Source organism: Psychrobacillus sp. OK032 (assembly GCF_900111345.1).
Lineage (GTDB): Bacteria > Bacillota > Bacilli > Bacillales_A > Planococcaceae > Psychrobacillus.
The window spans coordinates 695,088-715,164 of record NZ_FOGY01000001.1; the positions used below are offsets into that span (position 1 = coordinate 695,088).

A 20,077-nucleotide genomic window follows, 5' to 3' on the forward strand; every position below is an offset into this window, starting at 1 on the left:
GTTTCTAACTTTCAGTTATATATTTCTTTAATAGGAAACCCCTGTTGTATTAACATATCTCGAACATTTGAATAGCTATTGTTGCGATAAAAGGGTTCACTATAAAATTCTGCCATTCTTTGCGTCCAATTGGAATTATCTTTACCATTAGTACGTTCATTAAGATAATTGCTATACGTATCATTATATTGATGGATCAATGCAGACGTATCTGAGTTATAAACTTCATTATGCATGATTGCATTTTTAGGTAACCTTGGCTTCAAGCCTGGTTCTCCGTCTGGGTGTCCAATACATAATCCACTTATAGGGATAACGTACTTAGGCAACTGGAGTAATTCAATGACCTCTATAGGATTTCTTCTAATTCCTCCAATAGGAACGGTTCCTAAACCCATCGACTCAGCAGCATTAATAGCATTTCCCAAAGATATGCCCACATCGGTAGCCCCGACAATGACCGTATCAATATTTTGTATAGATTCAAAAACTTTTTCTTCAATTTCACAAGCTAAGTTAATACGATGAAAATCTGCACAAAACACTAAAAATACTGGAGCATCCTCGATATGCTTTTGCCCTCCAGAAAGTGTTGCTAGCTTCTTGCGTCTTTCTTTATCCCTCACTACAACTATAGTTACATGTTGTCCATTGATCCATGAAGGTGCAGCTTGAGAAGCACTTACAACTGTCTCTACATTTTCATCAGTTACTTCTTTATCTAAGTATTTTCTATACGACCGATGTTCCATCATAGTAGCTAAAACTCCATTTATTTCTTTTGACATTTTTTTCTCTCCCTGCTTTATCTAACTAAGTACCCTCCGTCAACTGGAATAACTGTACCAGTAATATAGTTTGAAAGGTTGGATGCCAAAAACATTGTAATTCCTTCTAAGTCCTCAGGCTGACCCAATCTTCCAGTAGGAATTCTTGACATTAATTGTGCGTAGAGTTCAGGGTCCTCTTCATGATGAGAAGTCATAAATGATTGAATAAATCCTGGAGCAATAGCATTCACTTGAATTCCATCAATCGCCAGCTGATTAGATAATGCCTTTGTTAATTGGGCAACGCCACCTTTGCTGGAAGCATATGTTGTAACATTAAATCCACCAAAGAAACTATGCATAGATGCTACATTAATTATTTTTCCGCTCTTTTGTGGCACCATTTGTCGAGCTGCGAGTCTAGATAAATCCATAACAGCTGTCAGATTGACTTCTAACACTTTATCCCAAGTTTCCATTGGAAGATCTATTGCAGGGAAACGGTCAATAATACCTGCTGCATTAACTAAGATATCGATTTTACCACCTAATAATTCTAGTGCTTTTTCAAACCCTTCAATACGATTTTCTCTATTTGAAAGGTCACAAATGATAGAATGTACTTTAGCCCCATTCTCTTCCATCTCAGCACTCGTTTTAAATACATCTTCTAAAATATCTAATATAACAATTTCTGCTCCAGCTTTATATAATCCTGTGGCCATTCCTCTTCCTAAACCTCGGCCAGCACCAGTTATCAACGCTTTTTTTCCTTGCAAATCAATCATCTCTTCACTCCTTCGGAAAATATTTATCTAATCAAAAAGCAGCCCATTATAGACATCGTTAGTCATTACAAATAAACTAAAGAATTCTCCAAAATGAGCCACTACTTCCGAATTACGGTTTAATAGAATAAATTTAAAATAGGTAAGTCGTTTTTCTTACAGTGTTCCACATAAAGCTTAATTCGAGCAAAAATATCGTCTTGATAGGTTACTTCATCATTGTCATTTAAATGTTGTACACTTCCACTGATTGTGAATAAAGTAATCATATCTTCCTCACCATCCACTACTAATGTATGAATATCCCCTGGTGGTTCAAAAATTATTGACCCCGCAGTAGCAACCCAGTCTCTCTCTTTATAACGCCATTGTCCTTGAAGAGTATGTGCAAATACCTGACCACCCGTATGTCTATGTCTTCCCACAGTACCATGTGGTTTGATCTTGACAAGATTAGTCCATGTCCCAGTAGTCAAATCAAATCGCACAGGTTTAAACATAAAAATACCATTATTGGATACCCACGGAATATCATCTAAATTGATTGCTACATCATCAAGCTGAATACTTTCTGTAAAGTCGTTTAAAGATAGGTTTGTAGTGTCTAAGTTTTTTAACTTTTCAATCATGCAAATTCCTCCTGTAAATTAAGTTAATTTAAAAACGAAAAATAGGTTTAATTACTCTTTTATGAAGGGCATCTTCAAATGCTTTTGCTGCATCTTCAATAGCATAAATCGTTGTTAGAGGGTCAACGTTTATTAACCCCTTATCTAGCAAATTAATCGATCTTTCAAAGTTCAACCAATTGGAAGCGTAGCTTGTATAAATGGTTATTTCCTTACGAATAGCAAGAGAAAGATCTAACTCTACTCGTTTGCTGAACATACCCACGAGTGTGATACTTCCACCCTTCTCCGTAAGTTCTATTGCTTGTTGTACGACTTGAACTGCTCCAGAACATTCAATTACAGCTGTCACAACTTCTTTATTAAAATTTTCTTTTAGAAATTCTGTTATTGAATATCGTTCCACATTTAGAGTGATTAAATCTAGTTGCTTTGCAACTGGCAATCTACTAACTTCATCTGCTTCCGTACCTACAACAATAGGTGTTGCACCAATTGATTTAATGACTTGTGCAGCAAGTAACCCAATAGGTCCTGGACCAGTTATTAATACCAAATCACCTGCTCGAACTTCACTTTTATCAATAATTGCATGCGTTAAAACGGATATAGGTTCAATCATACTTGCATGTTCAAACGACAATGTATCCGGTATTTTGTGTAAGTGTTTGGGCTCTACTGCTATATATTCTGTATAGAATCCATCAATATGCATACCTCGAACTTTTAAATCATTGCAAATATGCTCTTTTCCTTTTAAACAAGAATTGCATTTACCACAAGGTTTAGTTATTTCAATGACTACACGGTCTCCAACTTTGAATTCAGAAACGCCTTTTCCTAATTCGACTATTTCGCCAGAGCATTCATGTCCCATGATAACAGGTGTTGTAATAAAATTATGGCTAGCTGAAAATGCATAAGCATGAACATCTGAACCACAAATAGAAGCATTTTTAATATTTACTAATACTTCATTCTCTTTTGGAGTAGGCTTCTCTAACTCCAAAACTTCAATCCCACCATAAGTTTTCTCAGTTTTGACAATAGCCTTCAATCATCATTACCCCCCTGAACTTGCATCTTCACTGTATAACTTCTTTCCAGGTGTTTTCAAAATCATATGCAAAGTACTTAATAGAGCTTCTAGAAAAACAAATCCGAATGCAAATGGTAAAAAGAAATATACTGGCCACAGTGGTATAAAAGCAAGACCAATAGCAGTTGCCACACCATCCACCATGCCGTCAAATGCAAAAATAAAACTATAATAGGTTAATAGACCAAATGTGAAGATTTCTATTGATTGAATCATATAATCAATGGTTGTTTTAACAGATGGTTTAAGCTTTTCTTTAAGCTCTCCCAATCTCGGCAATATCCCTGAACTATACGTATAAGGTAGTGCTGGCAAAATGAGTAAAGGCATTAAAAAATACTCCACTATCTCGTAAGTACCAATTAATGGCTTATCGAACACATTTCTCATAAGTACATCACCAAAAATCATAACCATCATACCTACAAGTGCTATTCCAGCGATATAAAGCCCGAAAATTTTCATAACATTATTTACTTTTTCTAAATAGGTTAAAATAGTTTTCATTTATTTCTCCCTTCTGTCCATCAAGCCATATTGGATTACATTCGACTAGGTAACCAAGTTACGGTTTGTGGGAACAGTATCATTATTGCACCCACCACAACAAATGCTATTAGCGCATATACAAAAGTAGATCTAAATATTTTTTCAATAGGAATCTTCGTAACAGCTCCTACTGTATAAACACTTATCCCAACAGGTGGTGTTAAGAACCCAAGTGTACAAATGAATGAAACCATCACACCGAACCATAAAGGATCAATATTCAACGTCTCTATTATTGGTAAAACAACCGGTAAGGTCATAAGTAAAACTGCAATTCCTTCGATGAACATAAACAAAAAGAAGAACAATAATAATATTAGAATTAAAATAACCATTGGGAATTCCATCAAAGGCTCAAGTGCTCCAATTAATTTTCTTGGAATCAATGATAACGAAATAAATCTTCCAAAGATCGAAGCGCCTATTACTAAACTCATTGCCATTACTGTAACCTTCAGTGTTTCTGTAACGGATGTTTTAATAAATTCCATTGTAAATTTACCTAGTAATACAGCAACGATGAAACTGATGAAAGCACCAACTGCTCCTGCTTCGGTAGGGGTAAATAAACCAGAGAAAATCCCAACAAAAATAGCTGCAACAATTAATATACCCGCGGTAATAATAATGACATACTGTTTGACTGGAACTTCCTCAATAGTAGTAGTCCCAGAGGAAGCAGTAGGATCTGTTTTAGATTTGTTAAATAAGAAAATAGTAACAACAATGAATACAAGCATTGTGAGTATACCAGGAATAACTGATGCCGCAAAAAGTCGGCCAATAGATGTTTGTGTTATCACTCCATACATAATCAAAATAACACTTGGAGGGATAATTGCGGATAATGATCCTGAGCTTGCTGCAATTGCAGCAGCCAACTTATCGGAAAATCCTCTTCGTTGTAGTTCGGGTACTGCTACTTGACCTAAAGCTGCTGAAGTAGCTGTACCTGACCCGGAAACTGCACCCAAAAATCCACCTAATAATATAGTTAATACACCAAGCAAGCTACTCTTCCCACGAGAAAGTTTATAGATGAGAGTATAGAAATCTCGTATAATACCTGCCTGGATAATAAATTGTGCCATCAATATATATAAAGGAATTGTTGTTAGAGAATAGCTTGTTACTTGATTGAATGGCTCACTCTGTAGAAAACCATTTAGCCTTCCCATCCCCCCTAACAAGTAAAGACCCACAATTCCACCGAACAAGAGTATAGTACTAATATATTGACCACTTACTAATAAAAATAAAAATAGGAACATTACAATAATGATAATGATATTTTCTGTCATTGAATCTCCCCCTATGTCACATTACAGAAGTAACCTGTATCAAGATATTTTAGATTTATTCTATTTCATTTCCTCTATTTCCTTAGGTACTTTACCACCTGCTTCAACTAACTTATCTCTCCACATCAGCGCCACCTTTTTACCTGGAAGATTATTTTTCTCTAAGTTTTTGATCCAATCTGTCCATGTCTTTGTCATCGCTATGTTAATATAATCTGAGACTTCAGGATTTAACTCTTCTATAGACACTACCTTGCCGCCATTACTAGTAAAGTTTTTAAAAGCTACCTTCCCTTCATTTACTTGTTTATCAACTCCAGGTACAAGTTTTTCATCTGCAACCTTTTTGAATGCATCACGCGTTTCTTCTGGTAGACTTTCCCATGTTTCGATTGTTAGAGCCATAAATGATGGAAAATGACCTAAATTTGCACCAGTAATAGAATACTTAATCATGTCATTAAATCCATATCTTTCCCAGTCAGGTATGTTTGAAATTACCCCATCTAGGGCATTTCTGCTTAAAGCATCATAGGAATCTGCCACTGACATTGTTAAAGGAGTTACCCCCAAATTAGCTGATAAGATGTCATGAACTCGCGATGAGCTTCTAAGTCTAATCTTTTCTGTAAAGTCATTTAATGAATCGAACTTAGCCCCAACAGTTGCAATTAAATAAGGCTCTGTAATTGGAACAGCAAAAGCAACCAATTTGTTGTCAGTAAATTCAAGTTCATAGAATGTTTTGCCATCCATAATCTCTTCTTCACTGTTCATCATATTTTGCATAGCAATAGAAGCCATCTTAGCATCTGACTCTAATACTGGGAGCATAGATACTTCAGAGAGTGGAAATCTTTTAGGATCATACGGCGTCAACAATGAAAGCGCGACATCGATTGTCCCTTGTTGAAGTGCATTATATTCTTCCCCCAAGGTAACAAGTTCACCTGAAGTATATTTTTCAAAAGTAACTTTTCCATCTGTTTGTTCCGTTACAGTTTCTAACACAGGGTCGTAAAATCCGACTTCCCATGCATGCCCCGCTGGTAAACCAGAAGAAGCAATCATTTTTTTACTATCAGCTGATGCAGAAGATCCTTCGCTATTACAAGCAGCGATAAGCAAAGTAGGTATAATAAGGCCAATCATCCCAAACTTCTTGAACTTTTTCTTCATCTTCTCAACCTCCATTTTTATAATAAAACGCTTACATTATTAAATTCCAAACTCCTTTCGCATAAAGTTCGTAAAGAGATAAGATTTATCCAAAATCTTTCTACGCAAGAAGACTCTTTCAAATTCCTTTGCCGTACCGTTAAATGAAACGCCGTACTCATTAATGAAACCTTATAATAGACTGTATGTTTTGCCGACTGTGAATATTCTAATTTTCATGGTATTTTCAGAGAGTAATATCTCTTATTTTTATAATTTAATAGAGCGTCAAACTCAAAAAAATCCTTAGATTCAATTATGGCTGGTTGTAGCTATCAAAACTCAAACACAAAAAAAGCAGCCGAAAATGGAATTTCGGCTGCTCGTGTCTTTTCATATTCTTTGTTTTTACCTTTACCAGGCTTTTTATCTCCTCCTACTTTCACATGTTCTATAATCTCTATCAACTCCTGAAAGCCTGAACTAGATGCACTAAAATCTAATGGTTCGTTAAGATATCCCCGTAAATGTTACTAATCATCGCTGAATGTACATACTTCATTGCGTCCCTGTGTCAGACTCAATTGTTCTTCAAAATGGCTGACACAGGGTCGTTAGTAATCAGTATATTAATTATAATCCCACAGTATCTTCCACTCTTCTTCATCTTCAACGACATATACTTCTTGTAGGAAGCTGAACTTTCCGTATTTTCCTTTATAGGTTTGAATGACATTATATTTGTAAGCTACATCAAATGGTTTTGCTTCTTTGGCCATTTTCCAATCCTTAATTTTATTGCCTTCCCCTACTGTAAATTGGAAAGTTTCGGTACCAAAATGGCCAACAAAAACATGCAAACGATCAGTCATAAACTGTGTTTTACTCCATCTATCTTTCATAAAAGGGTGAAGTAATTCCCATGAATCAGCAAAGTCACTACTTTGTTCATGCGTATAAAATGCTTCTACTACTTTTTTAGATTTGTAGCTCGGCGAAAACAGGTAATTAATAGAGCTTATCAATACAACCAAAGAACATGTGGATATGATAACAATAAGTAAGAGTGTTTTTATTTGCCTTTTTCTCATGATGAATAGCCCCTTTGTTAAATTCATCTATATGAAGAGGATATGTTTTCAACAAATTTATTATCCGAACGGACAGTCTGTATTTAGAAGAACAGCACAATTAAAAAAGTTCTTTGTAAAAAAAATCTACACTATTCTTAAAATCATCTACAATTCCTTGCTGGATCTATCCCTTTTTGTCCAATTGCGGATGGGAGAGGGAGGCTCTATTATGAATAAATGGGCTGAAATTGAGAAAGTGAAGTGGCAGGGAATATTGAGGTACCAGGTCTACTAATCCAGACCCAAAAGCGGACGGGACCGGACTATCATGTTTCTTAACTTTCTAATTTTATTTCTTCCTACCTCGTCATTACTCAAACATATCACTATACTTCTCCCCCATAATTTATTGTATCCGTGAGGTTTTATATAAGAAATTGCAATAAGCAAAATGAGGTGATGTATATTTCCATTTTACGTTCTATTCGAAAAACATATCAGTTTAATGCAGTTAGAACTGTTCTAAGAAGATTCCATATACGGTATGGAGTCTTTTTTGTTGTTATAAGCAAGTTTTGAAATGATAGAATAGCAAGGGTGGAAAGATCTATAATTATAATAGATACACAAGAAAAGAAACGAATTGCTATGTAGAAAACGGTTTAAATGATTTGAAAGGGGAGAGATTGCATTGGAATTTAATATTTTTATCGTCGTATTGATATTGTTTGTGATTGGCAACTTCTTATTCTTCATGAAAGCCCCAGACAAATATCTTATATCCATTTATGGTTTAAGAAAACTGCTTTATACATTATTTGTTGGTGCGATATTGATAGGATTGTTGTGGGATGAAATTTCGTTAAGTAACTGGAAGTTTCTTTTGACGCTCTCGTCCCTTGTTCTATTTATAGACATATCCATTCTTCTTACCCCAAGTATTATGAAGTTTTGGCATGCTGAATTCAATTATCCTGAAAATGTCCAAAAGTCGATTAAAGAAAGCAAAAGACTGCGGGATCGCATTCTTTATCGAGTAGGCACTATGTCTGAAATGATCCAGAATGTAGGAAGTTACATTCAAGTTGTTTCAACTGATGAAGACGAACGCATAGAGGATACCGAAACGTTTATCAATGAATATTGTGATAAGTACGGACTGAATACAAAATTATTTAGGCTTACTATTCAGAACGTAGAAAGCGAACAGGCTTTATTTAGAACTTTGTTAGGTGAGACCTTGGAACAAATAGACCGTGATTATGGTTTAAGTTTGTCTCTAAATAGGGAAGAGAATATTGATGTATTATTTGATTCCTCTGTTCTTTCTGTACTGGACGAAGGATTTATGATCTTACCAGTATATATGGATGGAAACAACTTGCTTGCAGTGATAGAAAGCAAAAAAGGGGAAATCTTAGAAGTTGATGCAGTTCACATAACAAATCTAATCTTTTTATATCATTCTTTTACACTCAATTTGTGATATTATAGGAATAAGATTACTTTTAAAGGAGGGGTTATAAATGACAATATCTACTGAAGAAAGACCTGTTTTAACTGAGGAAGTTAATGACGTTGGTTCAAAAAGAAAAAGAGTTAAATTGCCTGTTGCAACAAAAACAACCCATTTGTCAAAACACTCCAAAAGTAAAGCAACAAAACAATTAGAAGAATTAAATAAAAAAGTGTTACAAACAATGGCTAATTACTAATCTTAATCTAAAAGCAGTATGTTGAATTTACCAACATACTGCTTTTTTGTATAGTTTTCGATCTTTTTGCCCAAGTTGTTAGAAAAGAACGAGGGAGGTAGTAATTATATGAAAAAGCCAGTAAAAATTAAATGGGCAAGCCCAACAAAACCAATTAAATTCCCATCACAATCCAAATTGTCCGAGCGGGATAAAGAACTTTTGAAGAAATCAAAAGAGTATAAAGGGAAATTTGGGTGATTGTCCTAATAATACTTGTACCTATTCTTTTCTTTAACTGGTTATATCTATTGTCATCAGAACTAAAATATACAAAAGTCTGAATTTGATAATAGAATCAAAGGCTTCCGTTTCCCCAAGCTATTGATTGATTTATTCTCCTATGAAATGATTGGCCGAACCTACACCACTACTATTTGCAGTTAGATCGTTTTGCTTTGCATATTCAATAAATTCTTCTACATTTGAAAAATTTTAAAAAATTTAAAACCACAGTTACGAAGATCAAGTAGCCAATATATTACATCGTGAATTCCAACAAGTGAAAGAATTATCTCCTTTCTTTATTTATTATAAATACTATAAGAATGAATGTGGTTAACCAGTCTTTAAAGAAATAAAAAAGTGGATAACTTTACATTAAATACTGTAAAGTCATCCATTATGACTGTTAAGATAACTGCATTTCCCTGCTGCTACCTATCCAAACATTTTAATGAAATACATTGTTCTTATTCAAATAATGTAACTGATAGCCTGTTACATCATTCGTCATATGATCAACTCAATTCATAATTAATTTTATTAATACTAGGATTTAAAGTCTCTTCTGTACCTCTAACACTCCACTTTTAATGCGGTAGCAGCGTGCTGTTGACATGAATTTGCTTTCCACTTGTGGGTCACGATCAAAGCCGTACTTCTCATATAAATGAATAGCTGATGTCATCATTTCTCCTGTAAATAAATACATATAAGGTTCATTTTTTTGAAACGTATATTGTATACCCACTTCAAGTAATGCCCTTGCCACACCTAAGCCACGACTTTTCGGTGTCACAGCTAAATATCTTAAAAGCGTATAATCTACGCCGTAATCTGTACCTGGATAAGCAACATCACTATTCGCGTACATACTAGCTGTACCAACAATTTTCCCTTCATGTTTTGCAACAAAGATTTTCTCCACTGTCGGATCATCGATTGCTGCCTTAATATCACCTAAATATCTCAACCAATGTTCTTTCGGCTTAAAAGTTTCTTCGTATTGCATATAGCTATTGACTAACACTTGCTTAGCCTGTTCTTTATCTTTTAATTTTAGCTCTTCAATAATCACACTCTTAATGCCTCCGTTTATAAAATAATTTTAGATAAGATATCTGTTAGTGTCTTAATGCCTAGTAAACTAATCAGCAAAATACATTTTATTTAATATTAATCCTATCATTGTAAACAACAACATTACTAATAGAAAATATTTTAATTAGAGAAAAAAAATCTATCAATACTTCTAGAATTTTATATTATTTTCAAATTATCCGTCTAATAAACGAGACAAAAACGATAGTTTGGATAACATGTACTTCTACGCCGCTGTAGCAGGAAATTTCCAAATGTGCCGTTTTAATCATGCAAATGCTTGTTAAAGGTGACAGGTCGGTCTTGACATGAAAAAGCCTCCTAACGAATGAATATACTGTGATAATCACATAGCATAGACTTCGTTAGGAGGTGTATATTATTCTATCGCTCGCTTAATAGTCAGAATTGTTCCTTACACAGGGACCCGTCACTAAGAAAATAGGAATAAGTATAGTTAAAAACTATCTATGAATTCGTTCTCCAATAATATTATCTATACGACTCAATCCTTTCTCTACTGTAAAAATCATCTCATCAAATAACGCCTGAACCGTTGGAATATCGTTGAGAAGACCGATTACCTGTCCAACCCATCCGAAACCGTCCGTTTCATTTCCATCATAGATATACCTACAATTAGCTTTTCCACTAATAATATCTTGCAGGTCTTCATAGGTTGCGCCTTCCTTTTCACGTTCGATAATATTCAAAGTATATTCAGATTTCAACACTCGTCCCGGCGAGCCTAATGTTCTCTTAATAATTACTGTATCCGTCTCTTTCGCATGAAGGATTGCCTGCTTGTATTTCTCATTAGCATGAACGCACTCTTGGGTAGCAATAAAGCGAGTACCCATTTCGATTCCTTCTGCCCCTAAAGCTAAAGCTGCTAATAAACCTCGTCCATCTCCAATGCCACCACTTGCTAATACTGGGATTGATACGGAATCGACCACACGAGGAGTAAGAACCATTGTGCCTATATCCTCACGTCCTAAATGTCCTCCGCCTTCTTGGCCAACTACTATTACTATGTCAGCACCGAGTTTTTCCGCTTTTTGTGCTTGTCTAACACCTGCTACAAGAACAAGTGTTTTAATATTTTCTTCTTTAATTCGCTCGAAAACTGGTTGTGGATTAGCGCCAGTAATTGAAATTGCCGGTACTTTTTCCTCAATGGCAACTTCAAGTAATTCTTTATAATGCCCGTCATGTCTGGCAATAGCAAAGTTTACGGCGAATGGCTTATCGGTGAGTGTGCGTACTTTACGAATTTCCTCTCGAAGTTTTTCAGGTGAACCAAGCGTTGCCGCAGTAATTTGTCCAAGTCCCCCTGCATTCGAGACCGCAGCAGCCAGTTCAGCATAAGCAAGATAAGCGAGTCCCCCTTGTACTATTGGATATTTAATTCCTAAAATCTCCGTTACTCGTGTTTTCAATATTTCTCCCACTCCTTTTCAGATGTCCTATTTTATATAATCAACACAAAAAATTATAAATCCTATAACTTTTTATATTCTTATGTGATGAATGTATACTAAAAAGTTAGACCTTTATTGTGCTATTCTGCAGCTTTAGTTAATTTCTAACAAAACTTTTCCTATACTTTGTCTGCTTTCTACTAAACGATGGGCGTGTGCTGCCTCTTCTAATTTAAAATGCTGCCCAATCTTTATGTCTAAACTCCCCTTCGTTAAATAACTCATTATATGTTCGGCTGTTCCACGAAATAGTTCTGGGCGGTTATTTCTCGTCGTACCCAAACTAAAACCGAGAACAGCTCTACAGCTAGCATGCAAATCTGTGGTTTTAAATTGGGCGAAATCCCCACTTGCATTTCCAAAGTTGACCAATCGCCCATACATCGCTAAACAATTCAGGCTCTTTTCTCCCACCTCACCAGAAATTGAGTCTAATATGATATCGGCTCCTTTCCCGTTAGTCAGTTCATTGACTTTAGCTACAAAATCTTCGTTTTTGTAACAAATAACATAATCCGCACCTGCTTCTATAGCAGCTGAAACCTTGTTTTCACTACCTACAGTTCCAATGATACAGTTCGCACCTAAAATTTTTGCCAACTGGATAGCTGTCGTTCCAATTCCTCCTGCCGCCGCATGAATAAGTACCGTTTCATCCTGCTGCAACCTTGCTACATCGGCGAGAAGTTTATAAGCCGTAAAAGAAACCAATGGACTAGCAGCAGCTGTCTGAAAATCAATGTTATCTGGGAGGACAAAAGTTAGATCTTCATCAGCTACGATATATTCCGCATATGACCCAGTTTTCGGAAAGGCAATCACCCGTTGTCCTACTTTCAAACTTTGCACATCTGTTCCTACAGCCTCAATAATCCCTGCTGCATCCAATCCAGGAATAATGGGAGGTTTCCCAGCAGCATGGTATTTTCCTTGTCTTGTTTGAATATCAGCAAAATTGACACTCGTTGCTACTACACGTATTAACACTTGATTGGTTTTAATAGAAGGAGTATCCACGTTGATATATTTTAAAACATCAGGACCACCAAATTCATCGATAACAATAGCTTTCATAAATAAATACCTCCAAAAATGTTTTGTCTTAATTAAATTCGACTTCTTTTAAACTAATCGTTAGTAATAGGTAAGCATTTGAAGTTATCTCCAGCTTTTCACTTACTCCGCACGGAACGTGAGCTTTATGAGGTCGCCTGCTTGTGGATCGTTTGGAATTGTACCTTCACCGTGTGAAACATTTGGGTGATTTGATTATTTCTAGATCACATTATTCTCGATATTTATTGATTTTTTCTAACATCGATTCCATTCCCGGCATCGCCACTCTAATGGCCGAACAAGTCTTTGCCGAAATCAGTACGGATGTCAAGAAACAATTCCCCAGTTAGGCGCACTTGTGTTCCTGGGAAGGATTAGTACCTAGACATAATGAGAGTGCGGGCAAGAGGAAATCAACCATCATGAAAAAAGGAAACAAGTACTTCAAATCGGCATTAATTATTGAAGCAACTCATTCTGGGTGGATTAATTGGTGGGCTTGTTCATCATGATTGTGGGTGGATATTTGCTTAAAAATTTGGTTGGTAAAGCAGTAAAAAATGGTGAAGTATTTGAATTGCCCCCTCGTAGTAAGAAGGTAACTAAGGTGTTATTTTGCGTTTATCTTTAACAAATCAAGTAAGAAGTAATGAAAATTAGAAATCAGACGCAGCTCAATAATAGCAGTCGGCTGTGTACCAAATAATATTAAACTTAGAAAAAAACCGATAATACTGAATAAACTTCCACCCCTATTATCCAAATGCCCTCGAAATAGAAAAGGCTTCCATTTAATTAATTTGAGATACCCCGGTCACTAAAATAGTAATCATAATTATTTGAATTGTCAATCTGTTTTTTTCTTTAACTCTTTGAAAATTTTAATACATGTTACAATAACCATAAAATAATTGATCCGCACTAGGATTAAGAAAGGGAAGATTTTTTCACAAGGACGCTAAAATATAATTTGCAAACATTGACTGCATTTCCTTGCAGATGGAAAGAATAAAGCAAATGATTGTTGAAAGGACTTAGAGCAAATGCACAGCGAAGAATAAATATACGAAACATTAGCTTTAGGAATTTATTACCGTTTTAAAGATGAAGACATACAAGAAAAACGTAAGAGAAAAAAAGAAGGTATCCCGCCTAAAGTAGAGAATTCAATTTTATTTGAGACATTTGTAGCCAACATAATGGAAAATGTTATGGGTGGAAGAGCTAAAGTCACACCCTCCTCAGGTGATTTAGGTGTCGATATCGTCCATACCCTTTCCAATCGTGACATCTACCTTGTACAGGTTAAATGCTACAAAACAGAGAATTCAATTAAGTTTGACCCTCTAGTCGTATTACACTCCAATATCATTACTCGCAAAGCACAAGGTGCATATTTTGTCACAACAAGCGACTATTCACCTCAAGCTAAAAAGTTCGCCGAGGAACGAGGAATCAAATTGATCAACGGCTATGAACTTTCTCAGTATTGGTTGGGTGCTAAAATGAATTGGATAGATGCTCCCCCTAAAGGTCTAATGAATCATCTTTTGAATAGCTTTGATTGGATAATTGAAAAAGGGTCAAAATTCCTTCGAAGATAGATCTGGGAGGAGATATTCTACATCTCTCCTCAATACCTAAGAAAACGAATGTGTGTAAGATATAGTGACACCTATTTCAAAAACGACAATTATTCACAATGAAGAGATACTTCTCATATTCATATTACTAGTTTTCACAAATCTTAAGGAAACACTATAAGACGAAAATCTCTATTTTTTCCAAAGTAAAAGCACCCGAAAATACAATTTCGGCTGCTCTTGTCATTTTTTGTTTATTACTTCTTATCTTTCCCTTTATTCTTTTTTTCTCCAGCATCACTCTTCACCGTTGTAACAAACTCCATATCCCAATAAACATCAGAACTTGTTGGGCGGTCTTGGTGTATTTCTGCTGCTAATACGTTTGTACCTTGTACTAAATGAGCTAGATCTTCTTTCGTTAAATCGAAGCTTTCATAAGCACTTTCGTCTGCAACACTAGAACCAGCTAAGTCCGACAGGTATTTATCATAAGAAATGTCGCCTTCTGGAAGGTTGTGTCTGCCAATTTCCTGACCGTTTAAGTATAGGATGACACTGTCATCTATCCCAAAGTTAATACGAGCCATTTCTCCGATTTTAGATAAGTCTTCTAATTCAAAAGTAGTTCTAAAATAGGTAGTTGGATATTTGTTTGCTGAATCTGGGCCGTAACCAATTAATGTTTGGATATCGCCGAACATCGGACGGTCTTCACTTATTGGATAACCAAGTGGAGCTAAACCGCTTTTCCAGCTGCTGTCGTCAAATTCAGGAGCTTTCCATGCAGTTCCTTGATCTGATCCATCATCAAGATACTTCCAGTTGCTTCCTTTTTCAACAATTGTCTCTTCCGCATGTTCCACAATTGTGAGGTGCATTTTTTTAGTTTTGAATTTTTTTCCGTTAGATTGTACTTCTGCCCAAACTTGAATTTTTCCAGGTTTCGCACCTTCTAAAACAGTAATTTCACCTGATGGAGAAATCGAAATTTGTCCTTCTTCTTTTACTTTATACGAGATGTCTGAATAAGGAACATCAAATGGACCGCCACTTTTATTTTCACCTGTAAGTGTCAATTTAACATCTTCGAAAAATGAAGATGGGTTAGTAGGTACTTGTTCTCCAGATGCTTCAAGATGTACTTTTTTAAGTTCTGGAAGTTTAACTGGAATGGATGGGTCTTTTACGATTGTGTACGTATCGACTTGTTCCATTGTATCTACACGGTATGTGCTGAATTCTACACTTGTTGGTGTAACTGTCACATTAGAGAAAGTTGGTGTTTTTAATTGACTTCTAACTGCTGAATACGGTTCCGGAGTTTCTTTTAAATTGTAATATTTACTACCGCTTGATGAGTTTACTGTCAGATACATTGTACCTGTTGGGTTAATCACTCTTCCTTGCTCATCAATCATTTGGTTTTTCAACGGTTGAAGACCTTCCATCTGATACGTTCTCACGTAGGAATGGTCATGCCCCATTAATACTGCATCAATGTCTAACTGATCAATTGTTGGTACAAGTTCTTCTCTTAGTTTCACAATAGATGTTTCAAGTGAGTGGCTCGCAGCGCTATAAATAGAATGGTGCAACACTACAAACTTCCATTTTGCATCTGGGTTTGCAGCAACTGTTTCTTCCATGAATGCGTTGTGTTCTGATGCATTTTTATTATTCGAGTTTAACACCATGAACAATGTATCCCCGCGTGTAAATGAATAATCGCCACCTGCAGCTGTTGCCCCGTAAGTTGTTTCATTTGGTACATTAAAATGTTGCTTATAAGAATTGGAATTGTCGTGATTCCCGATAGTCGTTGCTGTTGGAACTTGTTTTAATTCTTTTGGTGTAAAATAACCTGCATATTCTTCCTCTGAATTTGCATTATTGACTTGGTCACCTACAGAAAGAATAAAACTTGAATCCGGATACTTTGCATATGCCTTGTTTAGTGTATTTACCCATCCTTCAGTATCAGATGGAACCTTGCCTGATCCAATTTGTGTGTCTCCCATGATCAAGAAATTGTAAGAATCCGTATCATGCGTTTTAAAGCTATACGTGTCTGACCATTTCCCGTTTCCATCGCCTATACGGTACACATATTCAGATGCACTTTCTACATCCGTAATCGTAGCTTTATGTGTGGAGTAGCCAGATGAAGCATTCGCTACAGTTGCTGTTGTAGTTTTTGCTAACTCACTCGGAAAAACTTCCCCTGTCATGTCCGATTTTTTTGCGTATTCCACTACACCTGGATTAGATGTTTCTGGAGAATACCATGAAAAGTTATATTTTGTTTCATCTGCTCCCGGAGCAAAAGAAATGTTTGTTGCTTGATAACTTCCAGACCCTTCTGCTTCCACATTACTTACAAATGGAATAAAACTCGAAATCACCAATGCAAGCACTAGAAATAGCTTTAGAAACCTTTGAGATGAATCATTCCTCTTCTTAACTGAAATCACTCTGACAACACTCCATTCAATAATCTCACCTTCAACGATGGAAGGCACTATTAATAGATTAGTTCTACATTGTAAAGATTGTATTACGACAACATTAATTTACCAATAATTTAGTTATTTCAGTAAATAATCAATAACCTAATTCAAGCGCACATGACTTTTTTACCTTGCCAACTTTTTTACATGGAATAAATTGTTTAATAAATAGGCATTAAAATAAAAATATTAAATAGACTAAATGACTATTATAATATACAATAAAAAAGTCAAAAAGAATCAGAAAAGAAAATCTTATGTGTATAGATAGGATCATTTCATTACACATAAAAGATAAGGGGAAAATGGGAAAATGTTCAAATTAAAGAAGTCCTTCGCGGGATTCTTAGGTCTATTCATGCTATTTAGTCTTAGCCAACCTTCAACAGCAAGCGCAATTGATAAATTTTCCTATCTATCTGCAGAAGAAAAAGTGAAAATAGGGATTGGTTCACCAAGAGTAAATAATGAACATGTAAATGGTTATACTTTTCAATCAATTAAAAAGGAAGAAAGTATCATTCAAACTATTACTATCAACCCTTCAGTCTTTAGTCCTGTTATCGAAATACCAATTGATTTTCAAAACGAGGAGAATCTTATTCTTTACCAAGACTCATTAGGTAATACTTATAATGCAGGAAATATTCACAACAAAAACCATAACTCAATCGGAATATTTTCTGTCCAATTGGTAAACGATCAAGGAAAAGGAAGGGCAAATATAACTTCGAAGATTAAAGACGGGAATACTTTAATAGTAAATGTGGATAAAAAATATCCCTTGGAACCACTTACCATTATAATAGAAATAACTGCTTCCACTTTTTCAACTTACTTCTCTGAAATGAAATGGATTGATCGAGGGGGAATAAAATCTCTAAGCTTAGCACAAAAGCCGTACCTTACTAACGCAAGTGATGATGGTTTAGAGCGAGTAAAAAAATTAGATGCATGGGATAAAGTGGCATCTATACATAGAAGTAATAATCAATGGTCAAACACAAATGGTATGAGGAATCAATTCGATTGCCACTTTGACTTTGCCAAGAAAAAAGATTCTTGGAATTTAGAGCCCCATAGACCAAATGTAGATTACTTAACAACTGTAATAGCAAGATGTAATCCATAAAGCAAGGAAGATAATCTTATTCTAACCATAGAAAAAGCAACCAAAGTTCATCCTCGGTTGCTTTTTCTTTCTTATTTCTAACTAACTTTCGGGATTATCCAAGATAAATCTCATTCAAAATCCTTTTTAAAACTGTAATACCTTTCTAAGATTCGACAGTGTCGCTTTTATAGCTTGGTAAAAATCAGTGGATGTGAAAGCAATTCCGCTGTTACCGAACATCCAATTGTTTCTAACACAAGGATGCTTTTTAGTGCAACGCTCGTGGAGACAGGTCAAGAAGGTCTACTAGATGTCAGTGGAATCTTCTCATAATCTTCTGGATTCAATGTTTCAACAGATCCATCTGCGACTCCTTTGATAATTGCTTCGAGTCCACGTTCAACCGATTTAACAAGTTGTCCTTTTTCCTTTTGCCCCATCATTTGTGTCTGTCCTCTCACCTCAAAAAGCACAGTTCCGCTTCCATTCAGTGCATAACTTCCAAGTGCTGTACCTGGAAGATCAAGCCCTTGAGAATAAAGCGAGATATTCGTAAACTTTGAGTTTCCATAAGATTGAAGTTCTTTATAAGCTGCAACATTCAATTGCCTTGAAAAATCATAGTTGTAGTTATCAGCGTATTTGGCATATTTCGCTCCTTTAGGAGTGTTCGGATCCGGAACAAACTGTGCAGATAATGACAGCGTTACTTCATCCGAGGTGCCGTCCACATAGTACATACCTTGATGATGCAGATCTACGAAGACATCTACATTTCCATATTCCGCTTTTAATGCTTTGTATACGTCACGAGAAGTTTGTGATTCAGGTGTGATAAACCATCCAGGCATATTAGATGCTCCCGGGAAGTCTTGTGCCGTTGGGACATAGTTGAGATCTGGATTAAAATCTCTATTTACATCGAAACCTGGATTTTCACCGTAGTTATAGCTTTGACTAATTCCCCGGTCTAAATAGTTCCAAGAAGGTTTAGCACTTGCCAGTTGTGGGAAATCTTTCACTACTTCATCCCATTTCATACTATTGCGGCGCTTATCCCCTTCGGATGCATCTGGATTCATCATTGGCATAAATACAATCGTGACTTCTTCCCGTATTTTCTTTGCTTCTTTTGAATTTGTGGATAGGCTTTTTAATAGATTTAAAATCGCGACCGTACCAGTTTTTTCGTTTCCATGAATCTCACTTTGAATAAGAATAACCTTGTCTCCTGTCCCAACTTTTGCCGTGTAGATATCCAAACCTTTGTGTGATTGGCCAGCGACCTCTACCTGCACAACCCCATTACTTGATTTTTCAATCTGTTTAAGGCTTTTTTCGAGCTCACTGTGACTGATAAAACCAGAGATTGAGTACTCATGATGATGCGTTTCTTGATTTACAGTATCCGCCGCATAAGCAGGGAGAGCCAGGCTTGTACATAATCCTAAAATTCCAATTGTACTAACTATTTTTTTCTTCAATACGTATCCACTCCTTCTTATTCTTAGAATCGTTACTAGATTAACAAAGGAAATTTAAATAGTAAATATATTATGAATATTTGATTAATTAGTAATATAATACAACCAATTGACACGAAATCTATATATCTTTAGTGACACGAAGGACTAATTACTTCGCCTACCGAAGCTAACGAAGTTATAGGACAAAATACACTACACCAGAAATACTTGATAGTATAGGAAATTATAGTAAAGTGTCAGAATAGCGTAGAATTATTTCTAACATCTGGATGCGTTTTTAGCCACTCGTTCACTGCACATCTATTACGTGAGCAAAGTCGTCGAGGCTTCATTGGATTCCCGAAAAAGGAATATCGTTCAGCTCATCCTGCAATCCACCTTTTCTTTTTTTACGTCCCC

At 35.7% G+C, this 20,077-nt stretch carries 20 protein-coding genes; 6 read left to right on the forward strand and 14 right to left on the reverse strand.

What is annotated here, in order from left to right; all coding sequences use genetic code 11:
* Positions 1 to 11: 11 nt before the first annotated feature.
* From BMZ04_RS03225 to BMZ04_RS03260, 9 genes are all read right to left on the reverse strand, one after another.
* Positions 12 to 788, reverse strand: coding sequence for an NADPH-dependent oxidoreductase (locus BMZ04_RS03225; RefSeq protein WP_255367772.1), 777 nt, complete (start codon positions 786 to 788; stop codon positions 12 to 14).
* A gap of 17 nt (positions 789 to 805) precedes the next feature.
* Positions 806 to 1,558, reverse strand: a complete 753-nt coding sequence (locus BMZ04_RS03230; protein ID WP_093265206.1) for an SDR family oxidoreductase — start codon at positions 1,556 to 1,558, stop codon at positions 806 to 808.
* 119 nt (positions 1,559 to 1,677) lie between these two features.
* Positions 1,678 to 2,187: a 2,4'-dihydroxyacetophenone dioxygenase family protein gene (locus BMZ04_RS03235; protein WP_093265209.1), complete on the reverse strand. Its 510-nt coding sequence runs from the start codon at positions 2,185 to 2,187 to the stop codon at positions 1,678 to 1,680.
* 28 nt (positions 2,188 to 2,215) lie between these two features.
* Complete coding sequence (locus tag BMZ04_RS03240; protein WP_093265212.1) at positions 2,216 to 3,244, reverse strand: zinc-dependent alcohol dehydrogenase; 1,029 nt, start codon at positions 3,242 to 3,244, stop codon at positions 2,216 to 2,218.
* Between the two features lie 6 nt (positions 3,245 to 3,250).
* Positions 3,251 to 3,793, reverse strand: coding sequence for a TRAP transporter small permease (locus tag BMZ04_RS03245; RefSeq protein WP_093265215.1), 543 nt, complete (start codon positions 3,791 to 3,793; stop codon positions 3,251 to 3,253).
* 35 nt (positions 3,794 to 3,828) lie between these two features.
* Positions 3,829 to 5,136, reverse strand: coding sequence for a TRAP transporter large permease (locus tag BMZ04_RS03250; protein WP_093265218.1), 1,308 nt, complete (start codon positions 5,134 to 5,136; stop codon positions 3,829 to 3,831).
* A gap of 60 nt (positions 5,137 to 5,196) precedes the next feature.
* Positions 5,197 to 6,315 carry a type 2 periplasmic-binding domain-containing protein gene (locus BMZ04_RS03255; RefSeq protein ID WP_177184300.1) on the reverse strand — a complete coding sequence of 373 codons (1,119 nt, stop codon included), beginning with the start codon at positions 6,313 to 6,315 and terminating at the stop codon, positions 5,197 to 5,199.
* A gap of 314 nt (positions 6,316 to 6,629) precedes the next feature.
* Positions 6,630 to 6,761, reverse strand: coding sequence for a hypothetical protein (locus tag BMZ04_RS22680; RefSeq protein WP_255367773.1), 132 nt, complete (start codon positions 6,759 to 6,761; stop codon positions 6,630 to 6,632).
* A gap of 162 nt (positions 6,762 to 6,923) precedes the next feature.
* Complete coding sequence (locus BMZ04_RS03260; protein ID WP_093265223.1) at positions 6,924 to 7,385, reverse strand: hypothetical protein; 462 nt, start codon at positions 7,383 to 7,385, stop codon at positions 6,924 to 6,926.
* A gap of 673 nt (positions 7,386 to 8,058) precedes the next feature.
* On the opposite strand from BMZ04_RS03260, the gene BMZ04_RS03270 reads away from it, so the two are divergent.
* The 3 genes from BMZ04_RS03270 (at position 8,059) to BMZ04_RS22685 (ending at position 9,322) form a co-directional block, all read left to right on the forward strand.
* Complete coding sequence (locus BMZ04_RS03270; protein WP_177184301.1) at positions 8,059 to 8,853, forward strand: type II toxin-antitoxin system SpoIISA family toxin; 795 nt, start codon at positions 8,059 to 8,061, stop codon at positions 8,851 to 8,853.
* A 40-nt stretch (positions 8,854 to 8,893) separates the two neighbouring features.
* Positions 8,894 to 9,082, forward strand: coding sequence for a hypothetical protein (locus tag BMZ04_RS03275; RefSeq protein ID WP_093265231.1), 189 nt, complete (start codon positions 8,894 to 8,896; stop codon positions 9,080 to 9,082).
* A gap of 108 nt (positions 9,083 to 9,190) precedes the next feature.
* Entirely contained in the window at positions 9,191 to 9,322 is a 132-nt protein-coding gene (locus BMZ04_RS22685; protein WP_255367774.1) for a hypothetical protein, read from the forward strand.
* A 577-nt stretch (positions 9,323 to 9,899) separates the two neighbouring features.
* On the opposite strand, the gene BMZ04_RS03280 is transcribed toward BMZ04_RS22685, so the two are convergent.
* From BMZ04_RS03280 to BMZ04_RS03290, 3 genes are all read right to left on the reverse strand, one after another.
* Positions 9,900 to 10,421 carry a GNAT family N-acetyltransferase gene (locus BMZ04_RS03280; protein WP_177184302.1) on the reverse strand — a complete coding sequence of 174 codons (522 nt, stop codon included), beginning with the start codon at positions 10,419 to 10,421 and terminating at the stop codon, positions 9,900 to 9,902.
* Between the two features lie 487 nt (positions 10,422 to 10,908).
* Positions 10,909 to 11,886 carry an NAD(P)H-dependent flavin oxidoreductase gene (locus BMZ04_RS03285; RefSeq protein WP_093265236.1) on the reverse strand — a complete coding sequence of 326 codons (978 nt, stop codon included), beginning with the start codon at positions 11,884 to 11,886 and terminating at the stop codon, positions 10,909 to 10,911.
* 135 nt (positions 11,887 to 12,021) lie between these two features.
* A complete protein-coding gene (locus tag BMZ04_RS03290) occupies positions 12,022 to 13,002 on the reverse strand; it encodes a quinone oxidoreductase family protein (protein ID WP_093265238.1) in 981 nt (326 codons plus the stop codon).
* 338 nt (positions 13,003 to 13,340) lie between these two features.
* Here BMZ04_RS03290 and BMZ04_RS22690 point away from each other — a divergent pair, with 338 nt between their 5' ends.
* Together BMZ04_RS22690 and BMZ04_RS03300 are read left to right on the forward strand one after the other, a co-directional pair.
* Positions 13,341 to 13,496, forward strand: coding sequence for a transposase (locus BMZ04_RS22690; RefSeq protein WP_255367776.1), 156 nt, complete (start codon positions 13,341 to 13,343; stop codon positions 13,494 to 13,496).
* Between the two features lie 657 nt (positions 13,497 to 14,153).
* Complete coding sequence (locus BMZ04_RS03300) at positions 14,154 to 14,588, forward strand: restriction endonuclease (protein ID WP_255367784.1); 435 nt, start codon at positions 14,154 to 14,156, stop codon at positions 14,586 to 14,588.
* Between the two features lie 236 nt (positions 14,589 to 14,824).
* Here BMZ04_RS03300 and BMZ04_RS03305 read toward each other — a convergent pair whose 3' ends face one another.
* Complete coding sequence (locus BMZ04_RS03305) at positions 14,825 to 16,972, reverse strand: purple acid phosphatase family protein (protein ID WP_255367785.1); 2,148 nt, start codon at positions 16,970 to 16,972, stop codon at positions 14,825 to 14,827.
* 418 nt (positions 16,973 to 17,390) lie between these two features.
* Here BMZ04_RS03305 and BMZ04_RS21930 point away from each other — a divergent pair, with 418 nt between their 5' ends.
* Positions 17,391 to 18,209 (forward strand): DUF2599 domain-containing protein, encoded by an 819-nt coding sequence (locus tag BMZ04_RS21930; RefSeq protein WP_143128261.1) that lies wholly within the window; start codon positions 17,391 to 17,393, stop codon positions 18,207 to 18,209.
* A 275-nt stretch (positions 18,210 to 18,484) separates the two neighbouring features.
* Here the strand turns inward: BMZ04_RS21930 and BMZ04_RS03315 are convergent, their stop codons facing one another.
* Positions 18,485 to 19,675: a M14 family zinc carboxypeptidase gene (locus BMZ04_RS03315; RefSeq protein WP_093265247.1), complete on the reverse strand. Its 1,191-nt coding sequence runs from the start codon at positions 19,673 to 19,675 to the stop codon at positions 18,485 to 18,487.
* Positions 19,676 to 20,077 lie beyond the last annotated feature (402 nt).

Excerpts from the sequence above, each read along its gene's own strand:
- BMZ04_RS03260 (WP_093265223.1), bottom strand. The coding sequence starts at position 7,385 with ATGAGAAAAAGGCAAATAAAAACACTCTTACTTATTGTTATCATATCC.
- BMZ04_RS03290 (WP_093265238.1), bottom strand. The coding sequence starts at position 13,002 with ATGAAAGCTATTGTTATCGATGAATTTGGTGGTCCTGATGTTTTAAAA.
- BMZ04_RS21930 (WP_143128261.1), top strand. The coding sequence starts at position 17,391 with ATGTTCAAATTAAAGAAGTCCTTCGCGGGATTCTTAGGTCTATTCATG.
- BMZ04_RS03230 (WP_093265206.1), bottom strand. The coding sequence starts at position 1,558 with ATGATTGATTTGCAAGGAAAAAAAGCGTTGATAACTGGTGCTGGCCGA.
- BMZ04_RS03255 (WP_177184300.1), bottom strand. The coding sequence starts at position 6,315 with ATGAAGAAAAAGTTCAAGAAGTTTGGGATGATTGGCCTTATTATACCT.
- BMZ04_RS03245 (WP_093265215.1), bottom strand. The coding sequence starts at position 3,793 with ATGAAAACTATTTTAACCTATTTAGAAAAAGTAAATAATGTTATGAAA.
- BMZ04_RS03250 (WP_093265218.1), bottom strand. The coding sequence starts at position 5,136 with ATGACAGAAAATATCATTATCATTATTGTAATGTTCCTATTTTTATTT.
- BMZ04_RS03225 (WP_255367772.1), bottom strand. The coding sequence starts at position 788 with ATGTCAAAAGAAATAAATGGAGTTTTAGCTACTATGATGGAACATCGG.
- BMZ04_RS03235 (WP_093265209.1), bottom strand. The coding sequence starts at position 2,187 with ATGATTGAAAAGTTAAAAAACTTAGACACTACAAACCTATCTTTAAAC.
- BMZ04_RS22685 (WP_255367774.1), top strand. The coding sequence starts at position 9,191 with ATGAAAAAGCCAGTAAAAATTAAATGGGCAAGCCCAACAAAACCAATT.
- BMZ04_RS03275 (WP_093265231.1), top strand. The coding sequence starts at position 8,894 with ATGACAATATCTACTGAAGAAAGACCTGTTTTAACTGAGGAAGTTAAT.